19 protein-coding genes are annotated in these 22,174 nt (G+C 45.0%); 10 read left to right on the top strand and 9 right to left on the bottom strand.

Annotated elements, in window-relative coordinates; all coding sequences use genetic code 11:
* Positions 1-72: 72 nt before the first annotated feature.
* The 7 genes from L0991_16485 to L0991_16515 form a co-directional block, all read right to left on the bottom strand.
* Positions 73-762 (bottom strand): hypothetical protein, encoded by a 690-nt coding sequence (locus tag L0991_16485; protein ID XGB65128.1) that lies wholly within the window; start codon positions 760-762, stop codon positions 73-75.
* Complete coding sequence (locus tag L0991_16490) at positions 762-1,946, bottom strand: TonB-dependent receptor (protein XGB65129.1); 1,185 nt, start codon at positions 1,944-1,946, stop codon at positions 762-764. Before L0991_16490 ends, L0991_16485 begins: the two co-directional genes overlap by 1 nt.
* Positions 1,947-2,039: 93 nt before the next feature.
* Positions 2,040-2,852, bottom strand: coding sequence for a crotonase/enoyl-CoA hydratase family protein (locus tag L0991_16495; protein ID XGB65130.1), 813 nt, complete (start codon positions 2,850-2,852; stop codon positions 2,040-2,042).
* Positions 2,853-3,053: 201 nt separating this feature from the next.
* Positions 3,054-5,048, bottom strand: a complete 1,995-nt coding sequence (gene fhuB, locus L0991_16500; protein ID XGB65131.1) for a Fe(3+)-hydroxamate ABC transporter permease FhuB — start codon at positions 5,046-5,048, stop codon at positions 3,054-3,056.
* The gene (locus L0991_16505) at positions 5,048-6,001 is read right to left on the bottom strand and encodes an iron-siderophore ABC transporter substrate-binding protein (GenBank protein XGB65132.1); all 954 of its coding nucleotides are present in this window, start codon (positions 5,999-6,001) and stop codon (positions 5,048-5,050) included. Before L0991_16505 ends, fhuB begins: the two co-directional genes overlap by 1 nt.
* Before the next feature lie 90 nt (positions 6,002-6,091).
* Positions 6,092-8,215 carry a TonB-dependent siderophore receptor gene (locus tag L0991_16510; GenBank protein XGB65133.1) on the bottom strand — a complete coding sequence of 708 codons (2,124 nt, stop codon included), beginning with the start codon at positions 8,213-8,215 and terminating at the stop codon, positions 6,092-6,094.
* Positions 8,216-8,421: 206 nt separating this feature from the next.
* Positions 8,422-9,330, bottom strand: a complete 909-nt coding sequence (locus L0991_16515; protein ID XGB65134.1) for an AraC family transcriptional regulator — start codon at positions 9,328-9,330, stop codon at positions 8,422-8,424.
* Between the two features lie 217 nt (positions 9,331-9,547).
* Here L0991_16515 and L0991_16520 point away from each other — a divergent pair, with 217 nt between their 5' ends.
* Together L0991_16520 and L0991_16525 are read left to right on the top strand one after the other, a co-directional pair.
* Positions 9,548-10,306 carry a siderophore ferric iron reductase gene (locus L0991_16520; GenBank protein XGB65469.1) on the top strand — a complete coding sequence of 253 codons (759 nt, stop codon included), beginning with the start codon at positions 9,548-9,550 and terminating at the stop codon, positions 10,304-10,306.
* 33 nt (positions 10,307-10,339) lie between these two features.
* The gene (locus L0991_16525; protein XGB65135.1) at positions 10,340-11,125 is read left to right on the top strand and encodes an ABC transporter ATP-binding protein; all 786 of its coding nucleotides are present in this window, start codon (positions 10,340-10,342) and stop codon (positions 11,123-11,125) included.
* Positions 11,126-11,225: 100 nt separating this feature from the next.
* Here the strand turns inward: L0991_16525 and L0991_16530 are convergent, their stop codons facing one another.
* Positions 11,226-12,419, bottom strand: coding sequence for a multidrug effflux MFS transporter (locus tag L0991_16530; protein ID XGB65136.1), 1,194 nt, complete (start codon positions 12,417-12,419; stop codon positions 11,226-11,228).
* A gap of 267 nt (positions 12,420-12,686) precedes the next feature.
* On the opposite strand from L0991_16530, the gene L0991_16535 reads away from it, so the two are divergent.
* The 4 genes from L0991_16535 to L0991_16550 all read left to right on the top strand — a co-directional run bounded on the left by L0991_16535 (position 12,687) and on the right by L0991_16550 (position 15,681).
* Complete coding sequence (locus tag L0991_16535) at positions 12,687-13,778, top strand: PQQ-dependent sugar dehydrogenase (GenBank protein XGB65137.1); 1,092 nt, start codon at positions 12,687-12,689, stop codon at positions 13,776-13,778.
* Positions 13,779-14,222: 444 nt separating this feature from the next.
* Entirely contained in the window at positions 14,223-14,432 is a 210-nt protein-coding gene (locus tag L0991_16540; GenBank protein XGB65138.1) for a cold-shock protein, read from the top strand.
* Positions 14,433-14,549: 117 nt separating this feature from the next.
* Complete coding sequence (locus tag L0991_16545; protein XGB65139.1) at positions 14,550-15,089, top strand: YaeQ family protein; 540 nt, start codon at positions 14,550-14,552, stop codon at positions 15,087-15,089.
* The gene (locus L0991_16550; GenBank protein ID XGB65140.1) at positions 15,082-15,681 is read left to right on the top strand and encodes a hypothetical protein; all 600 of its coding nucleotides are present in this window, start codon (positions 15,082-15,084) and stop codon (positions 15,679-15,681) included. The genes L0991_16545 and L0991_16550 overlap by 8 nt, the downstream gene beginning before the upstream one ends.
* Before the next feature lie 502 nt (positions 15,682-16,183).
* On the opposite strand, the gene folE is transcribed toward L0991_16550, so the two are convergent.
* Entirely contained in the window at positions 16,184-16,837 is a 654-nt protein-coding gene (folE, locus tag L0991_16555) for a GTP cyclohydrolase I FolE (protein ID XGB65141.1), read from the bottom strand.
* A 215-nt stretch (positions 16,838-17,052) separates the two neighbouring features.
* Here folE and moeA point away from each other — a divergent pair, with 215 nt between their 5' ends.
* From moeA to L0991_16575, 4 genes are all read left to right on the top strand, one after another.
* On the top strand, positions 17,053-18,288 hold the full coding sequence (moeA, locus tag L0991_16560; GenBank protein ID XGB65142.1) for a molybdopterin molybdotransferase MoeA: 1,236 nt from the start codon (positions 17,053-17,055) through the stop codon (positions 18,286-18,288).
* Positions 18,289-18,300: 12 nt separating this feature from the next.
* Entirely contained in the window at positions 18,301-19,050 is a 750-nt protein-coding gene (gene moeB, locus L0991_16565) for a molybdopterin-synthase adenylyltransferase MoeB (protein ID XGB65143.1), read from the top strand.
* A 259-nt stretch (positions 19,051-19,309) separates the two neighbouring features.
* Positions 19,310-21,445, top strand: coding sequence for an LruC domain-containing protein (locus tag L0991_16570; protein XGB65144.1), 2,136 nt, complete (start codon positions 19,310-19,312; stop codon positions 21,443-21,445).
* Between the two features lie 11 nt (positions 21,446-21,456).
* On the top strand, positions 21,457-22,074 hold the full coding sequence (locus tag L0991_16575) for a hypothetical protein (protein ID XGB65145.1): 618 nt from the start codon (positions 21,457-21,459) through the stop codon (positions 22,072-22,074).
* Positions 22,075-22,174 lie beyond the last annotated feature (100 nt).

Genomic DNA, 22,174 nt, shown 5'->3' on the forward strand with positions numbered 1-22,174 from the left:
AAAAACCTGAGCGTAAGCTCACCTCAGCCGCTGAGCCTACGTTCAGGTTATTATATCGATACCAAACGAGTTTTATTTGAACTCGTAGGTGTAGGAAGCACCGACACTGTTATTTTCACCAAAGTCATCCTCAGCAAAAATAGTGAAGAAGTTAAATGACTGTGCATCAGTCAATCTGTAGCTTGCCCCTACGCCGGTCCAGTATCCTGAATAGTCATCAGAGCCCATTGAGCCCCCACCAAAAGCCATTATCGACCACTCGTCAGTAATCGTTTTTAAGCCGAAGGCACCAATATAGCCACCATGTGTAGAGCTCGGCATCAACACGTAATCAGAACCAACGTTTTCGTCATCGAAAACGGCTACTTCGCCATCGTTATAGCTGTAGCCCGCCATTGGGAAGATCTGCCAGCCGAAAGGCTCAATATCAAAGTAACTCAGTGGAACAAATGTCCCGATACTGTAGTTGTTCTTATAAGCATCGTTGTCGTATTCAGAGCGACTAAAGTTAAAGTTGACGATTCCCAAAGGCAATAGCCAAGAGCCCCCAACTCGCCACTCTTCACCGTCAGCATTAACACGAGCGTTGATCATTCGAGCTTCGTCAAGCCCAATAGAACCAGAGAACTTGAGCTCTTCGTTGTAGGCAAAGCCAGCTTTAGTAACAATCTTGGTTGGATCGTCGGGGTGCTTCTCTTCAGCCAAAGCACCCGTTGAACCCAGTATTGCCACACCAATAACGAGTAGTTTACGTACTGTCATTAGAAGGTCGCGCTAATGCCAACGAAGTGGATACGGCCATCGAACGAACCGTTCAACAAATTAACTGATGATCCTGCTAAGTTGCGATTCATATCAACAGAACCCAAATCTGCATATTCATAGAACACATCGATTAAGATGTCGTCCCAATAGGTAGAAGCGCCTACTGAGTAACGGTACTGTTCACCCACCGGTAGGTCAGCCCATTGCATTGACGGATCATCCTGCGGCGAAGTTTCGTAGGAGAAACCTGCTTTTAAGCGCCAGTCAGAGTTCAATTGGTAGTCCGCACCAACAGCAAATTTCCATACGTCATCCCAATCACGTTTAATAGGAACACCACCGATATCAGTTGCGCCAAAATCAAGTACGGTTTCATCCCATTCACTCCAACGGTGGAATTGAATGCTCGCCAGAAGATCAAGTTGAGAGTTCAAAGAATAACTTGCACTTAAGTCGATGATCTCAGGGAGAATAATTTCAGTCGATAGCGAATTCAGAGCGTTCGCACCAAGCTTACCGTTTACATCATTGTTGAATTCATGCTCTAACTTTGAACGGTAACTTGCACCGAGCTTAAGTTTATCTGTTGGCGTAAACATGACGCCAAGGTTATAACCGTATGCCCAATCAGTGTCTTGTTTAGCTGTCAGCATTGAAGTCGTCTGTTGGAATGCACCCCAGTTAAATTGCACACCTGCACCTACAGACCATTGATCATTCAACTTGTAGCTAAGCGATGGGTTAATCTGCATTGCGGTTAAAGTGATATCTTCTAACAGCCCCGCTCCAGCCCAATCACTGCCGTAGTCAAGGCTAGAACCACCAACGGCACCAAGTGCAATACCAAGGTGTAATTTGTCAGTCACTTGGTGCGCGTGAAAGGCGCCAAATGAAGGCATTACTGAGTGAGCTTTACCATCTTGCTTGTCACCGTTATCTTGATATTTCATCTCAAGATCGAACGCCATGGTGTTGATGGTCGTCTTACTTTCGCCCATGTGAGACATAGTGGCAGGGTTAGTCCACATCGCCGCAGCAGAACGAGTGTACACACCATCACCTGCACCTGTAGTACCAGCGTTGGCGACAACAGCCTCTTGTAAAAATAGGCCACTTGCGAACGCATTTAAGCTAGTTAGGATAGCGGTGGCAGCTAGAGAGTAAGTAAAAGTTTTGTTCATCAGGATGCTCATTTAGCCTTAGACATAAAATTGCTCTAAGGTTACCGCAATGCCCTATAAACAAAGGGAATATCGATTATTCCTGTACAAACGTTATTTGAACTTTCTCGCTAAGTAGGCGCGTGGTTTATCAGGATGAATTTCACGCTGTGCCGCTATCGCTCTATTCTTGCCTAAAGCGACTTTGATTTGGTACCAAGTCTCGTAGAATAACGCGACACCAGGGCTAGACCACCAAGTTTTGTTGTAGAGCTTTTTATTAGCAGCGACAACATCCGGCGACCGGTTCGCACACTCCAATGCCAAGGCATAAGCTTCCGCGTACGGATCTTCGGCTATTTTTGTGACAAGCCCGTATTCTTTTGCGGTCTCGCTATCGATCACCTTAGCGGTCATTGCCATTTCAAGAGTGTGATCTTTACGCATCAACTCTCTAAAGGCTATCGCGCCTCCCATATCAGGAATCAAGCCCCACTTGGCTTCTAGGATAGAAAAGTTCGCATCAGGGCTAGCAATTCTAAAATCTCCCCCGCTCACCAGTTGCAAGCCACCTCCCCAACAGCGGCCATGGATTGCAAAGATAACTGGGCATGGAATATCTCGCCAACCAACCGAGAAATACTGCGCGGCATTAGGACGTGTTGGCCACCACTTAAACAAAAGCTTCATCGCACCAGATTTGCTGTTCAGCAGCGACTTCACATCAAGTCCGGAACAAAAGTCAGCCCCGTTCCCTTTCACGATCACAGCTCGAATATCCGTGTTGTTTTTAAGCGCCTTGACCATGTCATTAACGCCTTGAAACATATCCATATCAATGGCATTTAGCTTATCTGGGCGATTTAATGCCACCGTCGCAATTTGGTTTTCATCAATGGAACAAGTAATACGAGATAGGTCGGTCATATGGGCTACTCAACTAAGTGGTCAGACCTTAGCGTTATACATCTTGTTAACATATGCAAAGTTTGCGTATCAAAAGCGAGAGCTAGGTTGATCATTTTACGCTCAGGTTGAATAACGCATACGAACTAAAAAGGCAGCGATAGATAACATCAATCACTGCCTTTAATACTGATTTCAGCAGACAAAGTGCTGGGCGTTCACTCACACTCTTCGAGATTTCAGCAACAAGAAGATGAAGTAGCTTCCACCTATAATAGAAACCAACGTGCCTGCCGCAAGCTGAGCCGGGAACACCACCACTTGCCCTAACCAGTCAGCGAATAACATTAGTGCTGCACCAATCAAAAACGATAAGATGATCTGCTCTCGAACCAAGCGAGCACCAACCATGGCGGCAATATGCGGAGCCAGTAGACCAACAAAAGCGACCGGCCCCATAGTGGTTGTTACCATCGAACATAAAACCGCGACAATACACAACAGAGCCACATAGGCGATGTTGATATTCAGTCCTCTAGCACTCGCGAATTGACGACCCGTTGCAATTAGCGTCACCCAAGGGCTCAACAGTAAGGCAATGCCAATACAAACGGTTGTCACTAAAGCCATGATCGTCGCGGTATCAGGTTCAACACGATACGTAGAGCCTGCCAACCAAGCCAATAAAGTGTATTTCCCCTCGCCGACTCGTGTTAGAGAAAATTGCACTAAAGCCTCCAACACGGCGGTCAATGAGATACCAGTGAGAATGAGAATCGAAGGTGCAAACTGATGCTTTTTACCAAGTAGCAGTAACAAGCACAGTGCTACTGCACTGCCCAAAAACGCTACCCACGGGCTTAATGAGTGAATCGAGTATCCCATAAACAGGCTACTGAAAATCAAGGCTAAAACCGCACCGGCTGACACACCAAGAATGTCAGGGCTGGCAAGTGGGTTGTATACCAACCTTTGTAAAATCACACCTGCCACAGCCAAACCGCCACCAGCGAATATTGCGGTTAACATTCTAGGCCAACGAATAGACCATTCAAATGAATCTGGGATAACAAAGTAGCCCATATCAGAAGCAGGCTGTGACATTGTACTCAACGCCAGTAAAGCGAAGATCATCGTACCCACTAAGAAATAAGCCAGAGGTGAAATAGACCTTGGCCCTTTAGGCATCGAGAAGAATAGCTGATCCTGAGCTGACATCTGCTTACGAGCAATAATGATCAAAGCTGGAGCACCAATTACCGCGGTTGCCGTTCCTGTTGGAATCATATCCAATGACCATTGTGCCAAGAAAATCGCCAAGCTATCAGTCACACAAAGTAACAACGCTCCTAGCACGCAGCTGGCGATGAGTTCAGATTTCGCCTTTAAAAAGCCCAAATGTCTCGCGATGTTTGGCGCAATCAAACCGATAAAGCTGATCACCCCTACCGAAGTAATCGACACGGAAACCAGCCAAACGCCAATCGCCATTAGTACAAAGAAGGTCGTACCGATATTAAGACCACGTGCAGCAGCCCCTTCTGTACCAATCGAAAGCAGAGTCAGAACCCTCGGAGCCAACAGGAAAATAGCAAAGATTGGCAGCAGTTTAGGGATCAACCAAAACACTTGTTCCCAACCATTCTGACCAAGGTCGCCAGCTCCCCAAATAAACAAGTTCTGCGCATACTGGTCATTAAGCAAAATAATCGCCGTCGCAAATGCACCGAGCAGTAAGTTAACAGCCATGCCCGCCAAAACAATCGGCAAACCGCTCATGTTTTTGATGCCAACAATGGAGACAATCAGCCCCATAGCAAGCAGCGCCCCTGTCAGTGCAAACCAAACTGAATATTGAGCGACCAACATCGGCGCGACCACATTCAGAATAACCAAGCCAAGCCATGCACCTGATGAAGTACCGAGTGTGAGCGGAGACATCATGCGGTTCTGCGTTAACTGTTGGAACAAACTACCGATAGTGCCGAGTGTTCCACCAACCAGAATAGCCATCACCAAACGAGGTAAATTGACATTAAGTAACGCCATCAACTCGAATGAATCATCAACCATTCTATTGAATGTCACGATGTCACTGACCTGTGAAACTTGCTGGAACAACTGAACGACAGACCCAAATTCAGACTGGCCTAGCCATAAATGAATAAGGGCAGCGAGAAATAGCGCCACCCCCACCATCAAACCACTGGATTTCATTAATGCTCCGCTAGCGCCAATAATGATTGTGCCAAGGCTTCCGCGTTATACAGGATCGACATCGCACCACCGTAGCTCCAACTTGCTGCCACAGGGCTAAATTGTTCAGTACGAACAAAAGGCATACTTTGCCATATCGGAGATCTGTCTAACTTTGCTTGATACGGGAAAGGTTCAAAGTAAAGCGCTATGCCATTCTTCACCTTCTTAAGTTCGGTCATACGCTTTTGACTGATACCCCACTGGCTCGCAGGAAGCTCCATCGCATTTTCAAAGCCAAGTTGCTCAAGCGCATATTGTGGAATCGAGTTATCACCATAAATGGATACCGAAGTGGTGCTTGCAAATCGGAAAGAAGTCACTTTCGGCTTGTCACCCGGATACGCTTTGTCTAGTTCGGCTTTGAGGGCAACAATACGTTCATCCATCGCAGCCAGTTTGTTGCTCGCTTGCTCTTCTTTGCCAAGCAATTGACCTATTTTTTTGAAGTTATCAATAGCAGCTTCAGCATTACTGTGTTGTTCACTGTATGTCTGGTAGTAAAGCACAGGCGCGATTTCAGAAAGTCGCTCCTGCAAATCTTTTTGAGGTGAAGCAATAAGAATCACATCAGGGTTGAGTTTCTTAAGTGCAGAAAAGTTAGGTTCAGTTCGAGTACCGATATCCGCAACCCCCTTAGGAATAGCGGGTTGAACAACCCAATCGGTATACCCTGCAATATCAGGTACTGCGACGGGTGTTACACCGAGTTCGATCACTTGCTCTGCAATGTCCCAGTTCAGCGCCGCCACTCTAACAGGTTGAGCTTCTAGGGTTTTCACTCCTTCGCTATCTTCAACTTGATAATCCGCCATCGCATTAAACGATAAGGCGCTCGCCAACAACGCAAATACCAGTGTCTTGTTCAGTTTTGTCACTTTAGAAAAATGGGAGTCTACACGTGTTGTATTCATGCCTAACCTACTCAATCTAAATTAAATATTTCTTGATAAGAAAAAGCAGCCCAATGTAAGGCTGCTTTTTAAGTGATATTACTAACTGAATTAGAACTCGTAGTTCACGCTAAGCTCTACAGACTGCTCAGCACCGAACCAGCAGTTAGATTGGTCGTAACACGCATAATATTCTTCGTTGAAAATATTGTTCACGGCTAGGTTAGCTGTCGCACCAGATAGTGTGTCGCTTGCTGCACCTAGATCATAACCCACCGACAAATCAACAACCGTGTAAGACGGAACTTTACCTTGCGTGTTGCTCGCATCCATTTGCATTTCACCCACGTAACGAGCGCCGGCACTGAATCGAGAACCAGCCAACATACCATTAAATACGTTGTAGTTAGCCCACACATTAGCCGTATGTTCAGGCACATAGATCGGTGTAGTACCCTCTAAACCGTTACTAGAGTCTTCTGTGATTTCCATATCAACATACGTGTATGCTGCCGCAATATCGAAGCTTTCTGTCGCGAACCAACGTCCTGATAGTTCCGCACCTTGCGATACCACTTCACCCACTTGGATTCTTGGGCCATAAACGTTAGTTGGGTCTGTCATCAACATATCTTGCTTAACGATATGGAATAGAGAAACTGTCGCTTCCTTCGACATATCATCAGACAGGTATTTCACACCAATCTCTGCTTGTTGAGCATTCTCTGGATCGAATTCGTTACCCGCTTTATCGACACCTGGAGCTGGTTCAAAGCTCGTCGCATAACTTGCGAATGGTGCTAATCCATTATCAAACTGATACAAACCACCTAAACGGTAAGTGAACTGCTTGTGATCGGATTCATGTGCGTAGTAATCACTTTCAGACTTGTAGTGATCGAATCGCGCACCAGCAATCAGCACTAACGCATCCAGACGAATTTGGTCTTGAACGTAGAAACCAAGCTGGCTTGACGTTGTGTCATCTAAGTATTCACCGGTTTTAGTCACGTCACTACGGTCTAGTAGATCGTTGTTCGGATTCAATGGATCAAAGCTGCTAAAGCCGCTGCCATTCGCACTGTAAGATGAGTAGTTAACATTACCGTCTAGATCTTGGTAATCGATACCAAGCAACAAGTTATGCTCTACTGAACCAACATCGATAATACCGCTCAATTGGTTATCAATAACAAACCCTTTAAAGCTCTCATCGGTAGAGTACAAGTAACGGTCAAGCTGATTAGGTGTACTTGGGTCGTAGCTCACATGATAAGTGTTCTCTTGGTATAAAGAGGCATCTGTATAACGAGCGTTCTGTAGGAATGTCCAGTTGCTATTGAACTCATGGTTGATCTTATAGCCGACCATAAGAACTTCACGCTCAAATTTACTCCAGTTCTTGTCACCCATAGAAACAGATGGATCACTTGCTTTCAGCACATCCAATGGCATTGCCGAGTTGATACCCATTGAAGGGTCATTTTGGTAGTACAGATTGAAGTTGATTAACGTGCTGTCCGTTGCTTGCCAGTCCACAGAAGGAGCAATCAAGTAACGCTCTTCTTCTGCGTTATCAACTTGGCTATCTTGCTTACGAGCAAGTGCTATCAAACGGTAAGAAAAGTCACTGTCGCCGAACTGACCAGTAGTATCAATCGACGCTTCTTGTAGATTACGTGAACCTGTCGCAACGCCAACTTTAGTAGACTGCTCCGTTTGTGGCGCTTTAGCGATCATGTTGACCATACCACCCGGTGGCATAGCGCCATAAAGTACAGAGGTAGGTCCTTTGAAGATCTCTACTTGCTGCATTGCAATCGGGTCAAGTTGCGGTTGTAGGTTCCAACCATTCAAGAATTGAAGTGACAGACCATCGTAGTAGTTAACATTGTTAGTCGCGAAACCACGAATAGAGTACGAGTCAAACATTGCCACCGAGCTACCGCGGTTTTCAGTTACAACACCCGGTGCATAACGAAGGGCTTGATTCAAAGATTGAACACCTCGTTGCTCTAACTGTTCTTCATCAATAACGGTAATGCCTTGAGGCGTTTCTTCAGGCTCAAGTGCCGATTTAGTCGCGGTATTACGATAGGCTTTACCCATAATCGTAACTGTTTCTACATTCGAATCTGCCGTAGGAACGGTCTCTTCCGCCATGGCTTGCGCTGAAAGTGCAGTCAGCAATGCAACTGCTAGTGATGAATACTTAAAACGAGTGTGAGTGGTCATGATTCCCTCGGTACCAATGCTTATTGTAAATAATAATAAATCTCATTTGCATTGTATGTATCTATAGATGGGATAATTAACAATTTGGTGCAAGTTCAAAAAGAACTTGGCCTATTTATAACGAAATAAGGTCAATTGATGATTAAAAACACAATTGACCTTACTTAGTGAGTGGCTTTGTAAAGAGTATGCTAGACGCGATATGACTACGATTTAATAATAGGAACCCAGTACTCCATCACTGCATCTGCTGCATGAGTTTGATAATCGAGTGGGTATACTTCAAGCTCGTAGCCATCAACACCTCGATAACCAGAACTTGGTAACCAATTAAGTACAAACCAACTCAAAGTATGTCGAAGATTCTCAATCGGACCACAATGTTTAACCACAGCATAGGTTTGCTTTGGAATGTTTAAGATCTCTAGCTTGTCAGAGATAATGCTCGGCAATTGAGGAATTGAAATCTCATCATTCAGTTCAACTCCCGCCCAATAATGAATATTGGTACCATCAAAGCAAGCCTGAGTGAGATCAACCACACCAATGAACTGATAGACATTGTCGTCAGGTAGTGTCACTTCCCCTTCTAATCGTGACCACAATTGAGGGACTTTCTGTGCAAAATCTTGTGTCAGCGAAAACAGACCACTGATTTCAGAAGTGATGCCTTTCACTAGGAACGACTCTCTTTCCTCAATACGGACTTCAACGAAGCTCAGCGGGCCATTATCAGCGCTGCTCAGCATGTCAGACACTTGTATCGGTTTACGAAGCCCCGTTCTTTTGCCCGCTTTTCGGTACTGACTCGGACTGGAGCCAAACATCTGCTTAAACGAACGGCTAAAGCTAATTTCTGAATTGAATCCCAGTTCAAGCGCGATATCGATAACTCGCTCTTTGGTATCTAACAGTTCTTCAGCTGCTTGGCTTAACTTAAGCTCTCTGACGTAGTTCGCCACAGTGAGCCCAGTTTCGGCTTGAAACACTCTTTGCAGTTGCCAACGAGACCAACAGCTCTGTTTCGCAATATCCTCTAAAGATAATGTCGAGCTGAGGTTCGCATGTATATAAGCCAAGACACGGCTGATACGGTCAAATGCAGGAGTGTTCATAGTCACGCTTTTATAATCTCGCTAGTGGCAGCAATTAAGTTAATTCAGAAATACTTTTTATCATTTAAAGAGGCTTTTATCACTTAAAAATGACTAAGACGCACTCAATTTATAAATTCTATAATTAGAGTTCTCCGAGGAGATGCTCCATTTTGTATGGTTATCATCGATAAGGTTCGATATGATAACGCAACTGATTATCATTTACTGGTTTAACATGCTTTCCCAGCTGCACAATATTGCCACTCGTCGTAGAGCTCCTTCTCTACACCAGAAAATCTTCGCTTATTCAAAACAGATTACCCCTTATTTAAGCGGCAGTTATGGTTCTCTGAGCAGCAAAAGTATCGCCATCACAAATGACAAAAGCCACATCGAGATAAAGCGCGTTTACGATGGCTTAGCGGAAAACCATTCCGAAGCAGGTAAAGCTTATTGGTTAACCCGAACCTGGGATTTAGTATGCTGGCAGCCAATCTACGTCACCTTCGTTTCTATCTATGGCCTTCATTCATTGCCAGATATCAAGAATATCGGTCAGTTTAGGTATAAAGAGTTCGTCACAGGATACCGCTTCTTTAATGGTGATCACCAACACGGTACACCAGAAGAGCTAATCCCACATGCGGGTCAAGCCATATTGGAACTCACAGAATTTTTTCGCAGCCAGATTAGTGAGTGGACACGCATTCGCCCGGGGTTTACCAACCATTTGCTCGCGGATCTACTGCTGGGTTGTTTGATCAAACTGCAACAGCGCGAACAAAGCCTGACTAATGAGTACATCACTGAGCAAGCAAGGCTATGGTTAACAGCGTGCCAACTACCAGAGAACCACTTAGACAGCCTCAAAGTCGACGATACAACAGGGTTGCTTAAGCTCGTTAGGGTCAGCTGTTGCTTAGTCTACAAGTGTGACTCTAGAAAATATTGCGACGATTGCCCTAGACACCCAGACAATAAGAAAACCGCTTAACACTATTACTTAATCTTAAAATCCAGGACTGACATGTTTCAGCTTTCAAGTATAAAAATGGTCCGTGACGAACGCACTATTCTCTCAATTGACGAGCTTTCCATTCCAACCAATGAACTTACGGTCGTTCTTGGTCACAATGGTTCTGGTAAATCGACTCTGGTTAACTTGCTCTCTGGACAAATGGCACCAGATCTCGGCACAGTAAAGCTGGATGGCGCTTCCATCTCTTCTTTCAAAAGCAAAGACTTAGCCAAGAAGATTGCGTATTTACCTCAAAAGCTCCCTGCTTCGGCAGGCTTAACGGTCGAAGAATTGGTTCGTTTAGGACGTTTTCCTTGGCGAGGCGCGTTTGGTCGTTGGAACTCTGAAGATCAATCCATTATTCAACAAGCTATGGATAGAACAGGCGTTGCCGAGTTTTCACAAGCTTTAGCAGACGATTTATCCGGCGGTGAGCGCCAACGTGCATGGGTTTCAATGTTGCTCGCTCAACAGTCTCCAGTATTGATTCTCGACGAGCCAACATCCGCGCTAGATGTTCATCACCAGTTCCAATTGATGGGTTTGCTGTCTGAGCTTAATAAAAAAGAAGACGTTGGAATCATCGTCATTCTGCACGACTTGAATCTTGCTCTGCGTTACGCGACACACATAGTCGCTCTAAAGAAAGGTAAGATCGCCTTTGAAGGCTGCGCTGATAAGTTACTTAATGAACAGGCCTTATCTGAGCTTTATGAGTCCCCTATTCGACTGATCGACCATCCGGTTCCAGCTAAGACTGCAGCCAGTGAGAAAGTCGCCGTGGTTTGCGAATAGCCGATCTTTTGGCAACTTAAACCAAAGCGTTGAGCATTAAAAGGCCATTGAAATTCATCATTTCAGTGGCCTTTCAGTTTAGATTCGATAACTCATTTAACTAGCTAAGCTGAGCGTCTCTGGCTTCTTGGCTACTAAAGCCACGTAAAATATTCAATAACGTAATCGCGGTGAATAACGCGATGACCAATGACAGATGCCACGCTTCGCCAAGACCAAGTTTAACCAGCCCCATACTTACCAGCGAAGACACCACCATTTGGCCGCCTCCAGACATCGCAGCAGCTGCACCTGCATTCTTTTTGTAAGGCAACATCACCAAGGCTTGTGCACAAGGTAACGCGATGCCATTCCCAAGTATCATCAAAAACTGACCGAGCATTAGATAGAGAGGCTCAAGTGGGCAGAAGAAAAGCCACAACGCTGCCGAAATATGTAACACAGGCGTGCATAACAGTGTTTTCTTGTTACCTAACATTGGACGGATACGGTTACACAAACTTGTCCCGCCAAGCATGCCTAACGCTGGGATCACCGCCCACATCGCGTATTCATCGGATGTCATCCCGATCTGGTTTTGCATAATAAATGGCATCACCGACACAGTGGTGATCATGAGACTAAAGTTAAGCCAACCAATGCTCGCAAAACTCATAAAGTAGCGAGAAGTGAGTAGCTCTTTGTATTGCGATGCCATCTTCTTCGGTGAGGGAATCGGCGAGAGCTGTAAAACCGTTTCTTTGAATTTAAACGCCAATACGACCCAAGCTAATGAGACATAGCCAAGTAGCGAGATAAACACCATACTCCAGCCAAAGTGGAAGTTGATAAAGCCACCAATGACGGGGGCAATAAGAGGTGTAATCGACGCAACCATCGCAATGTAAGACATCGCTAATGGTAAGTCAGCACCGTTGAATCTATCTCGTGTGGAAGCGCGAGCCAGCACAGCACAACAGCCCGTGCCCAATCCCTGCAGGAATCGCCCCAATACCATACTGGTAAAAGAATGGCTGAAGAAGATGATCATCAACAAGCCACACATGGCGAGTAGTAAGCCACTTAATAGTACCTTTTTACGCCCCAAAGCATCTGAAATTGGACCATAAACAAACTGTGAAGGCCCGAAGCCTAGCAGGTAGACACTCACTAACAACTGGGCTTGTTCTAGCGATACATCAAAGTCCTTAGCGATCCAGGGTAAAGAAGGAAACACCAAACCCATACTGAGTTGACCGATACTGATGACCAAACACGCCAGTAAGATCGACTTAAAATCAAATCGACGGCTCATGAGGCTGTAAACGTAGTTAAAAGGTTTGGTTTATCAACCTCACAACATAGAGATATAGAAGATAGAGAGAATGTTGCAGGTATGATATTCATGGTGCTCCGAAAGGATCGATTGGACTGTCGCAGAGTAAACATACGTTAGCTCGTATAATCATACAACACTGGCTGGACTAAATATGTGAATAGTCACTTTTCACACACCTTAACTTTCCGCCTGTCGCTGACACACGCTAGACTAACACTAGATCGCAACAATGAAGGGACTTCAATGAACACTTATCACCGTATACTCACCTCAGCTTTGGCACTGGTTGTGTCTGGTCCCCTTGCCTCAACAACGGCTTTTGCTTGGCAAGCCGAGAAGATCACCGATGGACTCGTGATTCCATGGGGACTCGCCTATGTAGACGAAGGATCCATGCTAATCACAGAAAAAGAAGGTGTGATCAAACATATTGATTTGAAAACCGGTGACCAGAGCACGCTGTTCAGGCTTCCCAATGTGTGGGCAAAAGGTCAAGGTGGAGCGTTAGATATCACCTTTTCGCCCTTTGAAGAAAACAAACTCTATATCACTTACAGCAAAAACATCGATGATGAAGGTGTAACCACACTCGCTTCTGCTGATTACCAAAATGGTGAAGTGTCTAATTGGCAAGATGTATTCGTTTCAGAATCGAGAACCGACACTGGACGTCACTTTGGCAGTCGCATTACTTTCGATGATAGCCACCTCTACTTTTCGATTGGCGACCGTGGTGATCGAGATAACGGGCAAAATACCTTAACTCATGCAGGTTCAATATTGCGCTTGAATGCTGACGGAAGCACACCAAGCGATAACCCATTTGTAAACAACGACAAGGTTCTCAACGAAATCTGGAGCTATGGCCACCGAAACCCGCAAGGACTGTTCTACGACTTTCCTACTAAAAAGCTGTGGTCGATTGAGCATGGCCCACGTGGTGGTGATGAAATTAACCTAATAAAAGAGGGAGCCAACTACGGATGGCCTGTCACATCACATGGTAAGGAGTATTGGGGGCCAATCAGCGTTGGTGATTCGGAAACCAAAGAAGGCATCGAAGCGCCTAAAAAGGTCTACATTCCCTCAATCGCACCTGGCAGCCTAGTGGTTTATCAAGGTGATAAGTTCCCAGAGCTCAAAGGAAAACTATTAGCAGGTGCACTTAAACTTACCCATATCAATGTGATAACGGTGAGTGAGCAAGGTGATGCGACGGACGAGCAACGTATTCTAGAAAACCTAGGCGAAAGAATCAGAGACATCGAAACCTCGCCAGATGGGGACATCTTCTTTAGCACTGACAATGGCAACCTTTACCGCCTTAAAAGGTAGCAACTCCGTTAAAACAATCAGCACAAACATTAGATGATTTTATAAATAAAGCCGTTAAATACGGGGCTTCAAGTCAATTTAACGGCTTTATTTTCCGAAAGCAGAATATGTAAAAACAGTGCAACCACTCTAATTTTGTCATCAAACTTACCTATGTTTTTCACAAAAACGACAAGAAATCACCATACAACTGTAACTACATGATATTTAAGGAATGCAAAGTTTGACTACCCCCAAGTTTCTGCAACCTTTCACTATGGATTCGATTGACTATCCCCTGATTTGATTTAGACTCGATTTCGGCTAGAAAGAAAGTTCTTTGTATATAAACATTTCGTTGGATTACTAGTAACCCCGTTGTGTTGTACGCAATAGCAATAAACTTTTCCACGCTATCAGTGCCACAATTGGCTCACTATAAAAATTAATTTTAGGGATAACATCATGTCTAACACAGTTACTGGTACAGTAAAATGGTTCAACGAAACTAAAGGCTTCGGTTTCATTCAACAAGAAAACGGTCCAGACGTATTTGCACACTTCTCTGCAATCACTGGCGAAGGTTTCAAAACTCTTGCTGAAGGCCAAAAAGTTGAGTTCGTAGTATCTCAAGGTCAAAAAGGCCCACAAGCTGACAGCATCAAAGTACTTTAATTTAGTATTTTAAAGCTTTCTAAAAATAGCCAGCCTCTGCTGGCTATTTTTTTACCCGCTATTCAGAGATTTAAGGTAAGATTCCCCTTCACTATTTTTACCTAAGACACCGCACCAATGGCTCTTAAACCGACAATCTACAAGTTTCGTATCTCTTTAACTGATATGAACCGCGACTATTACGACTCTTTTAATCTAACGATTGCACAGCACCCTTCTGAAACAGAACAGCGTATGATGGCTCGCATCATGGCATTTTGTATCAATGCTTCACCGGAGCTTCAATTTACTAAAGGGTTGTCGACTATCGAAGAACCTGATTTGTGGCAGAAGTCTTTAGATGACCAGATCCTTGAGTGGATCGATGTGGGCGAACCTGACGCAGAACGTGTTAAGAAAGCCACTCGCCTATCAAAGTCTGTTCGAGTGTTCAGCTTCAACACTAAATCAAACGTTTGGTGGGAGCAGAACAAAGGTAAATTCGGTTACCTGAAAGCCCAAATTGTTCGTCTAGACAACGATGGTATTGAGCAATTAGCCGCAATGACTGAGCGCACCATGGACCTTTCAGTTATGCTGACGGGTAACTCTGCATTCGTTAATAGCGATACACAATCAGCAGAAATTACGTGGGAAGAGCTACAGAGTAATGACTGAGCTTCCAACCAGTAATCAGCAAAAGCTTGAAGAAAACCAACAAGCTAGAACAAAACTTCACGTTTGCTTGAAAGAGTCAGGTTTAGATTCAGTAACTGCGATTGCAACGGGTTTCGAGAAAGAGCTCTCGTCTTTTATCGACGAAAACCACGCTCTGTTTAAACACGCTTGTGAGAATAAGCCTGATAATTCAGCACGTCAGACACTGCTTGGTCTACTGACCAAAGAACATATCGATGCCAGCTATCGTTTTGAGAACAATAAAGACGCTAGCGAAGCGATGCAAAGTGTTTTCGATAATACGGTAGGCAGTGAGCATAGCGACAAGTTTCAAAACTCTAACTCTCAGCAGTTAAAGTTAGTAACGCATTTATGGTTGTTTATTCAAGGTCGACTAGGTATGGATTACAGCCTAGCTAACGATCACGCGGCAGCGACCGCCAAGCTACTGTCTCGACTATCAAGAAGCACAGACGATGAAATCCGTGTTGAGTTCATGGCAAGTTTCTATGATGGCTTGAACATCTATCAAGCGGAGAATAAGCCGTCAGGTTTCATTCATAGCTTAAAGCGATTGTTTAACCTGTCGTAAACACTCCACCAGCTAAAATTAAATTTGCGCTTTGCACTGTGTAAAGCGCATCTATTCACAACCGCCTTTCCCACTATTACCTCTAAGCATGAGATTCCCTACTACGCTCGTGCCTCGCTTTAGGGAATGACGGAGGTGCGTGCTAAAACTTATCGAGTGCGATTCACGCAGACACTTTCACCACTGTTCTCAAGATTGACCTGAATAAACTCGTCGAAATTCTCCGCCATTCTCAACATACACTTGAGTCAAATCCCTTAATATCCTCCGTCATCCCCGAGAAGGAGGAACGACTGAGTCGGGGATCTCATACATAGTCAGAAAACTACGCAGACAAACATATTCCCTACTCACTCATTCTTAACTCTCGTTAACGACCACATTCGCTGTCATTGCTGTTAACTTTATTACAGGTACAAAAAAGCCCCGCTGAGAGCGAGGCTTAGAATCTTGGTTGTCGATTTTCTGAGGCTAAATCGAGCTTATCAAATAACGAAACGTATTAACGCAGGCCGTGCAAGAATTCGTGGCGCGTTGCTGGGTTTGATCTGAAGATACCGCCCAGTGCTGTCGTTGTTGTTTCGCTGGTTGCGTCCATTACACCACGTGATTTCACGCAGTAGTGAACCGCATCCATGGTTACAGCAACGTCATCAGTTTCGAGTAGTGTTTGCAATGCAACAAGAATTTGCTGAGTCATACGTTCTTGAACTTGTGGGCGCTGTGCGAAGAAACGCACGATGCGGTTGATCTTAGACAGACCAATGATTTTACCACGAGGGATGTAAGCGACCGCAGTCTTACCATCAATCGTCACTAAGTGGTGCTCACAAGTACTGGTCACGGTAATGTCTTTTACGCGTACCATTTCACGAACGCCCATCTTGTTTTCAATTACGGTAATTTTAGGGAAATTTGCGTAATCTAAACCAGAGAAAATCTCATCCACATACATTTTGGCAATGCGGTGTGGTGTTTCTTCCAGACTATCATCCGTAAGATCAAGTTCGAGCAGAGTGAGAATCTCACGCATATGGTGTTCGATTCGTTCCTTTTTCTCTTCTCGGCTAACCTGGTTAGGACTCATTGGCGTCTCTAAACCGCGGCTTGCTAGCGCATCTTTAACCAACTTCGCTGATTCGCTAAGACCTGACATTGAACTTCCTCTTTTGTTACCCCTTCTGGATGGCAAACAAGGATACTCGGAATTTTGAATAAATACACCCATATTTTAAGGGAGGTCATTATTTACGGGGGCTAAACTGTGCTAAAGTGGCTTCAATTTCGTTGACGAAAAGCGTGTTTTAATCATTATTGAACCACCATTGCCAACCACAAAATCAAAACAATAACGATCAAAGGATTTCAATTATGGGCTGTTGCGACGCTCCGGGCTTAATGCCAATTGAAGAAGCACTAGATAAGCTGCTGTCACCAATCAAACCTATTCAAACGACTCTAACTCTGCCATTAGCAGATGCATTAGGCTACGTTCTTGCTGAAGACATACTCTCCCCTATTTTTGTACCTCCTTTTGATAACTCAGCAATGGACGGTTACGCACTGCGTTTAGCAGACCTAGAGAACGGTAAAGTACTGCCATTAGCGGGTAAATCTTTTGCAGGTCAGCCATTTGAGGGCGAATGGCCAAGTAACACCTGTGTTCGCATTATGACTGGCGCTAAAATCCCAGAAGGTTGTGACGCTGTCATCATGCAAGAAAATACGCGCGAAACCGATGCGGGCATTGAGATTCAGCAAGACGACATCAAACTGAACAATAACATTCGCCCTACGGGTGATGACATTAAGCAAGGTGACATCGTTCTTAGCCGCGGTGAGCGTTTAACGCCTCGTGATATTCCAATGATCGCCTCACTAGGCGTGAGCCATGTGACTGTTGCACACAAACCGAAGGTCGCTTTCTTCTCTACTGGTGATGAGCTCAAACCTTTAGGTCAGCCTCTTGAAGATGGCCAGATCTACGACAGCAACCGCTATGGTATTAAACCGCTGATTGAAGCGTTTGGTTGCGAAGCGATTGACCTAGGCATTATTCCTGATTGTCCTGCAACGCTTAAAGAAACCTTTGTAAAAGCACAAGAATTGGCAGACGTAGTCGTCACTTCTGGAGGCGTAAGTGTCGGCGAAGCGGATTACACCAAAGACATTCTTGAGGAGCTTGGCGAAATCGGCTTTTGGAAACTAGCAATCAAACCTGGTAAACCATTCGCGTTTGGTGAATTAGACAACGCTTGGTTCTGTGGTCTACCGGGTAACCCAGTGTCTGCAATGATGACCATGTACGTTTTAGTTCAACCTATGCTGGCTAAACTTGCCGGTCACACTGCGTGGACAGCACCAGAATCTATCCCAGCGACAACTAAGTCGGCATTTAAAAAAGGCCCTGGCCGTACTGATTACCAACGCGGCATCTATTCAATTGAAAACGGTCAATTTGTAGTTGAAACAACAGGTAACCAAAGTTCTGGTGCTTTCCGCTCGATGAGCCTAGCAAACTGCTTTGTGGTATTGGAGCGTGAACGTGGCCGTGTAGAAGTCGGCGAAACAGTTCAAATTCAACTGTTTAACTCTACGCTTTACTAACGAGGCTTGCTGATGGAAATACTTTCTGACGCAGAGATGCTTCGCTATAACCGCCAAATCATCCTTAAACAGTTTGATTTTGAAGGCCAAGAAGCACTGAAACAAAGCTCGATACTGGTGTTAGGGGCCGGTGGACTGGGTTGCGCTTCAGCTCAATACCTTGCCACCGCTGGTGTTGGTAAGCTAACGCTTATCGATGACGATATTGTTGAGCTTTCAAACTTACAACGCCAAGTGCTTCATACCGATGCTGACATTGGTAAGAAAAAGGTCGTTTCAGCCGCAGAATCCTTGCAGGTGTTAAACCCTCACCTAAAAGTAGAGACTGTCGATCATAGGCTTGATGACGAAGCACTGACGAAGCTAATCGAAGCTCACTCATTGGTGCTTGATGCCAGCGATAACGTGGAAACGCGTAATCAACTTAACCGCTTGTGCTACGCATCTAAAACGCCTTTAGTTTCTGGTGCTGCTATTCGTATGGAAGGTCAGATTAGCGTATTCACTTATCAAGATGACAATGCACCTTGCTACCAGTGTTTGAGCGCTCTGTTCGGCAACGCTGCACTTAGCTGTGTCGAAGCTGGTGTAATGGCTCCTGTTGTCGGTATGGTGGGCGCAGCTCAAGCTTTGGAAGCGATCAAAGTTATCGCTAAGTTTGGACAACCAAAGCAAGGTAAGCTTCTGATTCTCGACGCTATGTCGCACAGTTGGCGTGAAATGAACTTAATGAAGATGCCAAGTTGTTCGGTGTGTGGTTAAGCCAACCACGAGTAAGATAGCTATTTATAACTCCTCAAGCCCTGACCACTGTCGGGGCTTTTTTCTATTTGAACTTGAGTCCAAACATTCCTGATTTCAAATTGAAACACTTCATGAGTAATCAGTTTCATTTAAATTCTCATTTTGAGAATATTGAACACACTGAGCAATCAGCAAAATAAAAACCTTAAAATCAAACACTTAAAAATGGCACGCTACTTGATTAAGTATCTATACCTTCCATCACAAGGATGTAGATATGAGAATTACAACGTTAAGTTTGCTATTAAGTGCGCCTCTAGTCGCCAATGCAGCCCCATTCGATACCTGCCCGAGTAAGGCATACCTTTTTCAATCCACCCCAGTGCAAGTTTGGGGAGTGAACCTAGTGACTGGTTCAACGACCCTACTAGAAGACGATACGGGGATGAACGCTAACATCAACGGTGTTGGTTTTGATTTCGAAGACAGATACATATATGGCTATGACACCACCAACAAACGTTTGGTGCGCCTAGGCAAGGACTTCCAAGCAGAAGTTATTAACACAAGTGGACTGCCAACTGACCACACTTTCTATGTGGGTGACGTCTACGACCATGTTTACTACCTATACCGAACTGGTAAAGGGCTTTTCACTGTTGATCTATCACCTTTAGATTCTGATCCAAATGCAACCGTAACGGTCAACAAAATCGCAGGTAGCCCAGCAACTGTGAGATTGACTGATTTCGCCTTCCATCCAAGTGATGGCTCTCTATATGGTATCGATAATAACTCTGGTGGCTTATACAGCTTCAACCCTACAACTGGTGCCGAAACCTACATCGGCGACACCGGCGAGTTGGGTACGTTCGGTGCTGGCTATTTTGATGTCAATGGCTACTACTATGTATCGCGAAATCAAGACGGTAAAATTTATCGTATCAACCTGTCTCCAGACAACGCTGCCAATATCGCGGCAGGTATTGTTCCAGCCGTTGAATTTGTTTCGAATGGCCCAGCTTCCAACCAAAATGATGGTGCACGTTGTGCCAACGCCCCTGTTGTTGATGAAGATTCAAACATCGACTTTGGTGACGCGCCAGACAGTTACCTAACTCTACTAGCAAGTAACGGTCCTCGACATGAGCTTGATGGCATTACGTGGCTAGGTACTGATGCGCCAGATGCTGACCTAGACGGCTACGTAACCCCGCAATCCGATGAAAGCGTCGGTATTGATGACGAATGGGTTAACGGTGGTATCGGCTTTGTTACCGGACTTGAAGCCGGATTGGACTCAAAAGTTGTGATTGAAGCTTCAACAACGGGTTACCTTTCTGCTTGGATAGACTGGAACCAAGACGGTAGTTTCGATGGTGCAAATGAACAAGTGTTTACCGATTACCTACTTGATGCAGGTGAAAATGAGTTGTTCCTAAACGTGGACATTAACGCACTGTCTGGCACGACATGGGCACGCTTTAGATTCAGTCAGCAGACCAACTTGAGCTACTTTGGTGGTTCAACATCTGGTGAGGTGGTCGATATTCAAGTTGACGTATTGAATGATGGTGCGACAGCTCGCTACTTCCCTAGTGCTTCTGGCTACGCAACACTCGCCTACGAGGATAACTGGCCGTACAAAGCCGATTACGATATGAATGACGCAGTCCTATTCTATCGCATAACGGAAATCCTTAAAGATGGCAAAGTAGTTAAATCAACCATTGATGGACGCCTGGCTGCTGTAGGTGCTTCATACAGAAACGGCTTTGCAGTTCGACTTCCAAACCTAGATCCAAGTTTAGTGAGTAGTGGTAACTCTTACATGAAACACAACGGGGTATTCACAGACCTAGATCTTGAAGAAGGACGTAGCGAAGCAATATTTGTCATTGCAAACGACTTAACTGAGAAAATCACTACCGCTTGTAACTTCTACCGTACCAGCAACGGATGTAAAGAAGACGAACAGTTCTCCTTCCAAGTTGGTATTACCTTAGCTGGGGATGGTGTGAGCACTGCAAGTTGGACTGATATGCCTTATGACCCGTTCATCTTCGCAACGCCAGGGTACTACCACGGTGAAAACCTTCCTACGCATCCGGGACGTAGCTGGGAGGTACATCTACCAGACCAAGCACCAACCGAGGCCTTCGACACTGTGAACCTGTTTGACTCTGGAATCGGTGTTGATGATAGCAACCCAGCAACAGGCAAATATTTCAAAACAGCAGAAAACCACCCTTGGGCTCTCATCATCACATCAACAGAAGAGTGGGAATGGCCGCAAGAGTACGTGGATATCGTAACTGCTTACCCAGAGTTTAAGCAGTGGGCAGAATCAAGCGGTGAAAATAACCAGACTTGGTATGCATCACCAGCAGACAACCAATGCTACGAGCCATAAGGGGAGACGTCATGAGTATCAAAGATAAACACAATCGCGAACATCATAACGTTGAGTTGAGAAGCAACCTCTCTAAGGAAAATAATATGTCTGCACAAAGCTCTTGGAACATGAAGAAAACAATAACCGTAGTTTTAGCAACAGCCCCACTCCTGCTAGCAGGTTGTGGTGGGGGCGGAGGTGGCGGTGGTGGCAGCACGGCTTCTCCTTCACCGTCATCACCGGCGACGCCAGCAGCACCAGCAACGCCAGTAGCTGCAACGCCATCACCTTCTCCCGTAGCCAGTGCAGCAGCGGTACCCACTTACACTATGAGTGATTTAGTTGTACCCGACGGTTTTGATTACAGCTCTGTAGAGCAGTTTGATATCGATATCGACATCAGTAGTATTTCAACAGACCGTTCATTTGTTACTGTGTATAGCCGTTTTAGTGCTCGTGACGACTCGACATTGAAACCAGACTACTCAAGCAAAGTGATTGCAGGGTCATTAAACAATGGTGTATTCGCCTCTAACTTCGCGAGCCCAGTTAGCCACGATTCACTTCTCGTGGAGATTTGGTTTTACGACGGACAGCCACCTCTACAAAAAGTCGTATCGAGCAGCAACTCTCAGATCGTTTGGTAATGAAAGTTTAGCTTCGAATATCTACAACCAAAAGTGAGCAGCAATGCTCACTTTTTTGATCGCTCCAAACCAATAATAATGAAAATTATCTGATTAGAGT

It is taken from the genome of Vibrio chagasii (genome assembly GCA_041879415.1).
Taxonomy (GTDB): domain Bacteria; phylum Pseudomonadota; class Gammaproteobacteria; order Enterobacterales; family Vibrionaceae; genus Vibrio.

What these genes read in the sequence shown, in the direction of transcription:
- moeB (XGB65143.1), top strand. Translation starts at nt 18,301, where the DNA reads ATGGAAATACTTTCTGACGCAGAGATGCTTCGCTATAACCGCCAAATC.
- fhuB (XGB65131.1), bottom strand. Translation starts at nt 5,048, where the DNA reads ATGAAATCCAGTGGTTTGATGGTGGGGGTGGCGCTATTTCTCGCTGCC.
- L0991_16510 (XGB65133.1), bottom strand. Translation starts at nt 8,215, where the DNA reads ATGACCACTCACACTCGTTTTAAGTATTCATCACTAGCAGTTGCATTG.
- L0991_16495 (XGB65130.1), bottom strand. Translation starts at nt 2,852, where the DNA reads ATGACCGACCTATCTCGTATTACTTGTTCCATTGATGAAAACCAAATT.
- L0991_16485 (XGB65128.1), bottom strand. Translation starts at nt 762, where the DNA reads ATGACAGTACGTAAACTACTCGTTATTGGTGTGGCAATACTGGGTTCA.
- moeA (XGB65142.1), top strand. Translation starts at nt 17,053, where the DNA reads ATGGGCTGTTGCGACGCTCCGGGCTTAATGCCAATTGAAGAAGCACTA.
- L0991_16520 (XGB65469.1), top strand. Translation starts at nt 9,548, where the DNA reads ATGCTTTCCCAGCTGCACAATATTGCCACTCGTCGTAGAGCTCCTTCT.
- L0991_16545 (XGB65139.1), top strand. Translation starts at nt 14,550, where the DNA reads ATGGCTCTTAAACCGACAATCTACAAGTTTCGTATCTCTTTAACTGAT.
- folE (XGB65141.1), bottom strand. Translation starts at nt 16,837, where the DNA reads ATGTCAGGTCTTAGCGAATCAGCGAAGTTGGTTAAAGATGCGCTAGCA.
- L0991_16515 (XGB65134.1), bottom strand. Translation starts at nt 9,330, where the DNA reads ATGAACACTCCTGCATTTGACCGTATCAGCCGTGTCTTGGCTTATATA.
- L0991_16525 (XGB65135.1), top strand. Translation starts at nt 10,340, where the DNA reads ATGTTTCAGCTTTCAAGTATAAAAATGGTCCGTGACGAACGCACTATT.
- L0991_16505 (XGB65132.1), bottom strand. Translation starts at nt 6,001, where the DNA reads ATGAATACAACACGTGTAGACTCCCATTTTTCTAAAGTGACAAAACTG.
- L0991_16530 (XGB65136.1), bottom strand. Translation starts at nt 12,419, where the DNA reads ATGAGCCGTCGATTTGATTTTAAGTCGATCTTACTGGCGTGTTTGGTC.
- L0991_16490 (XGB65129.1), bottom strand. Translation starts at nt 1,946, where the DNA reads ATGAACAAAACTTTTACTTACTCTCTAGCTGCCACCGCTATCCTAACT.
- L0991_16575 (XGB65145.1), top strand. Translation starts at nt 21,457, where the DNA reads ATGAGTATCAAAGATAAACACAATCGCGAACATCATAACGTTGAGTTG.
- L0991_16570 (XGB65144.1), top strand. Translation starts at nt 19,310, where the DNA reads ATGAGAATTACAACGTTAAGTTTGCTATTAAGTGCGCCTCTAGTCGCC.
- L0991_16535 (XGB65137.1), top strand. Translation starts at nt 12,687, where the DNA reads ATGAACACTTATCACCGTATACTCACCTCAGCTTTGGCACTGGTTGTG.
- L0991_16550 (XGB65140.1), top strand. Translation starts at nt 15,082, where the DNA reads ATGACTGAGCTTCCAACCAGTAATCAGCAAAAGCTTGAAGAAAACCAA.
- L0991_16540 (XGB65138.1), top strand. Translation starts at nt 14,223, where the DNA reads ATGTCTAACACAGTTACTGGTACAGTAAAATGGTTCAACGAAACTAAA.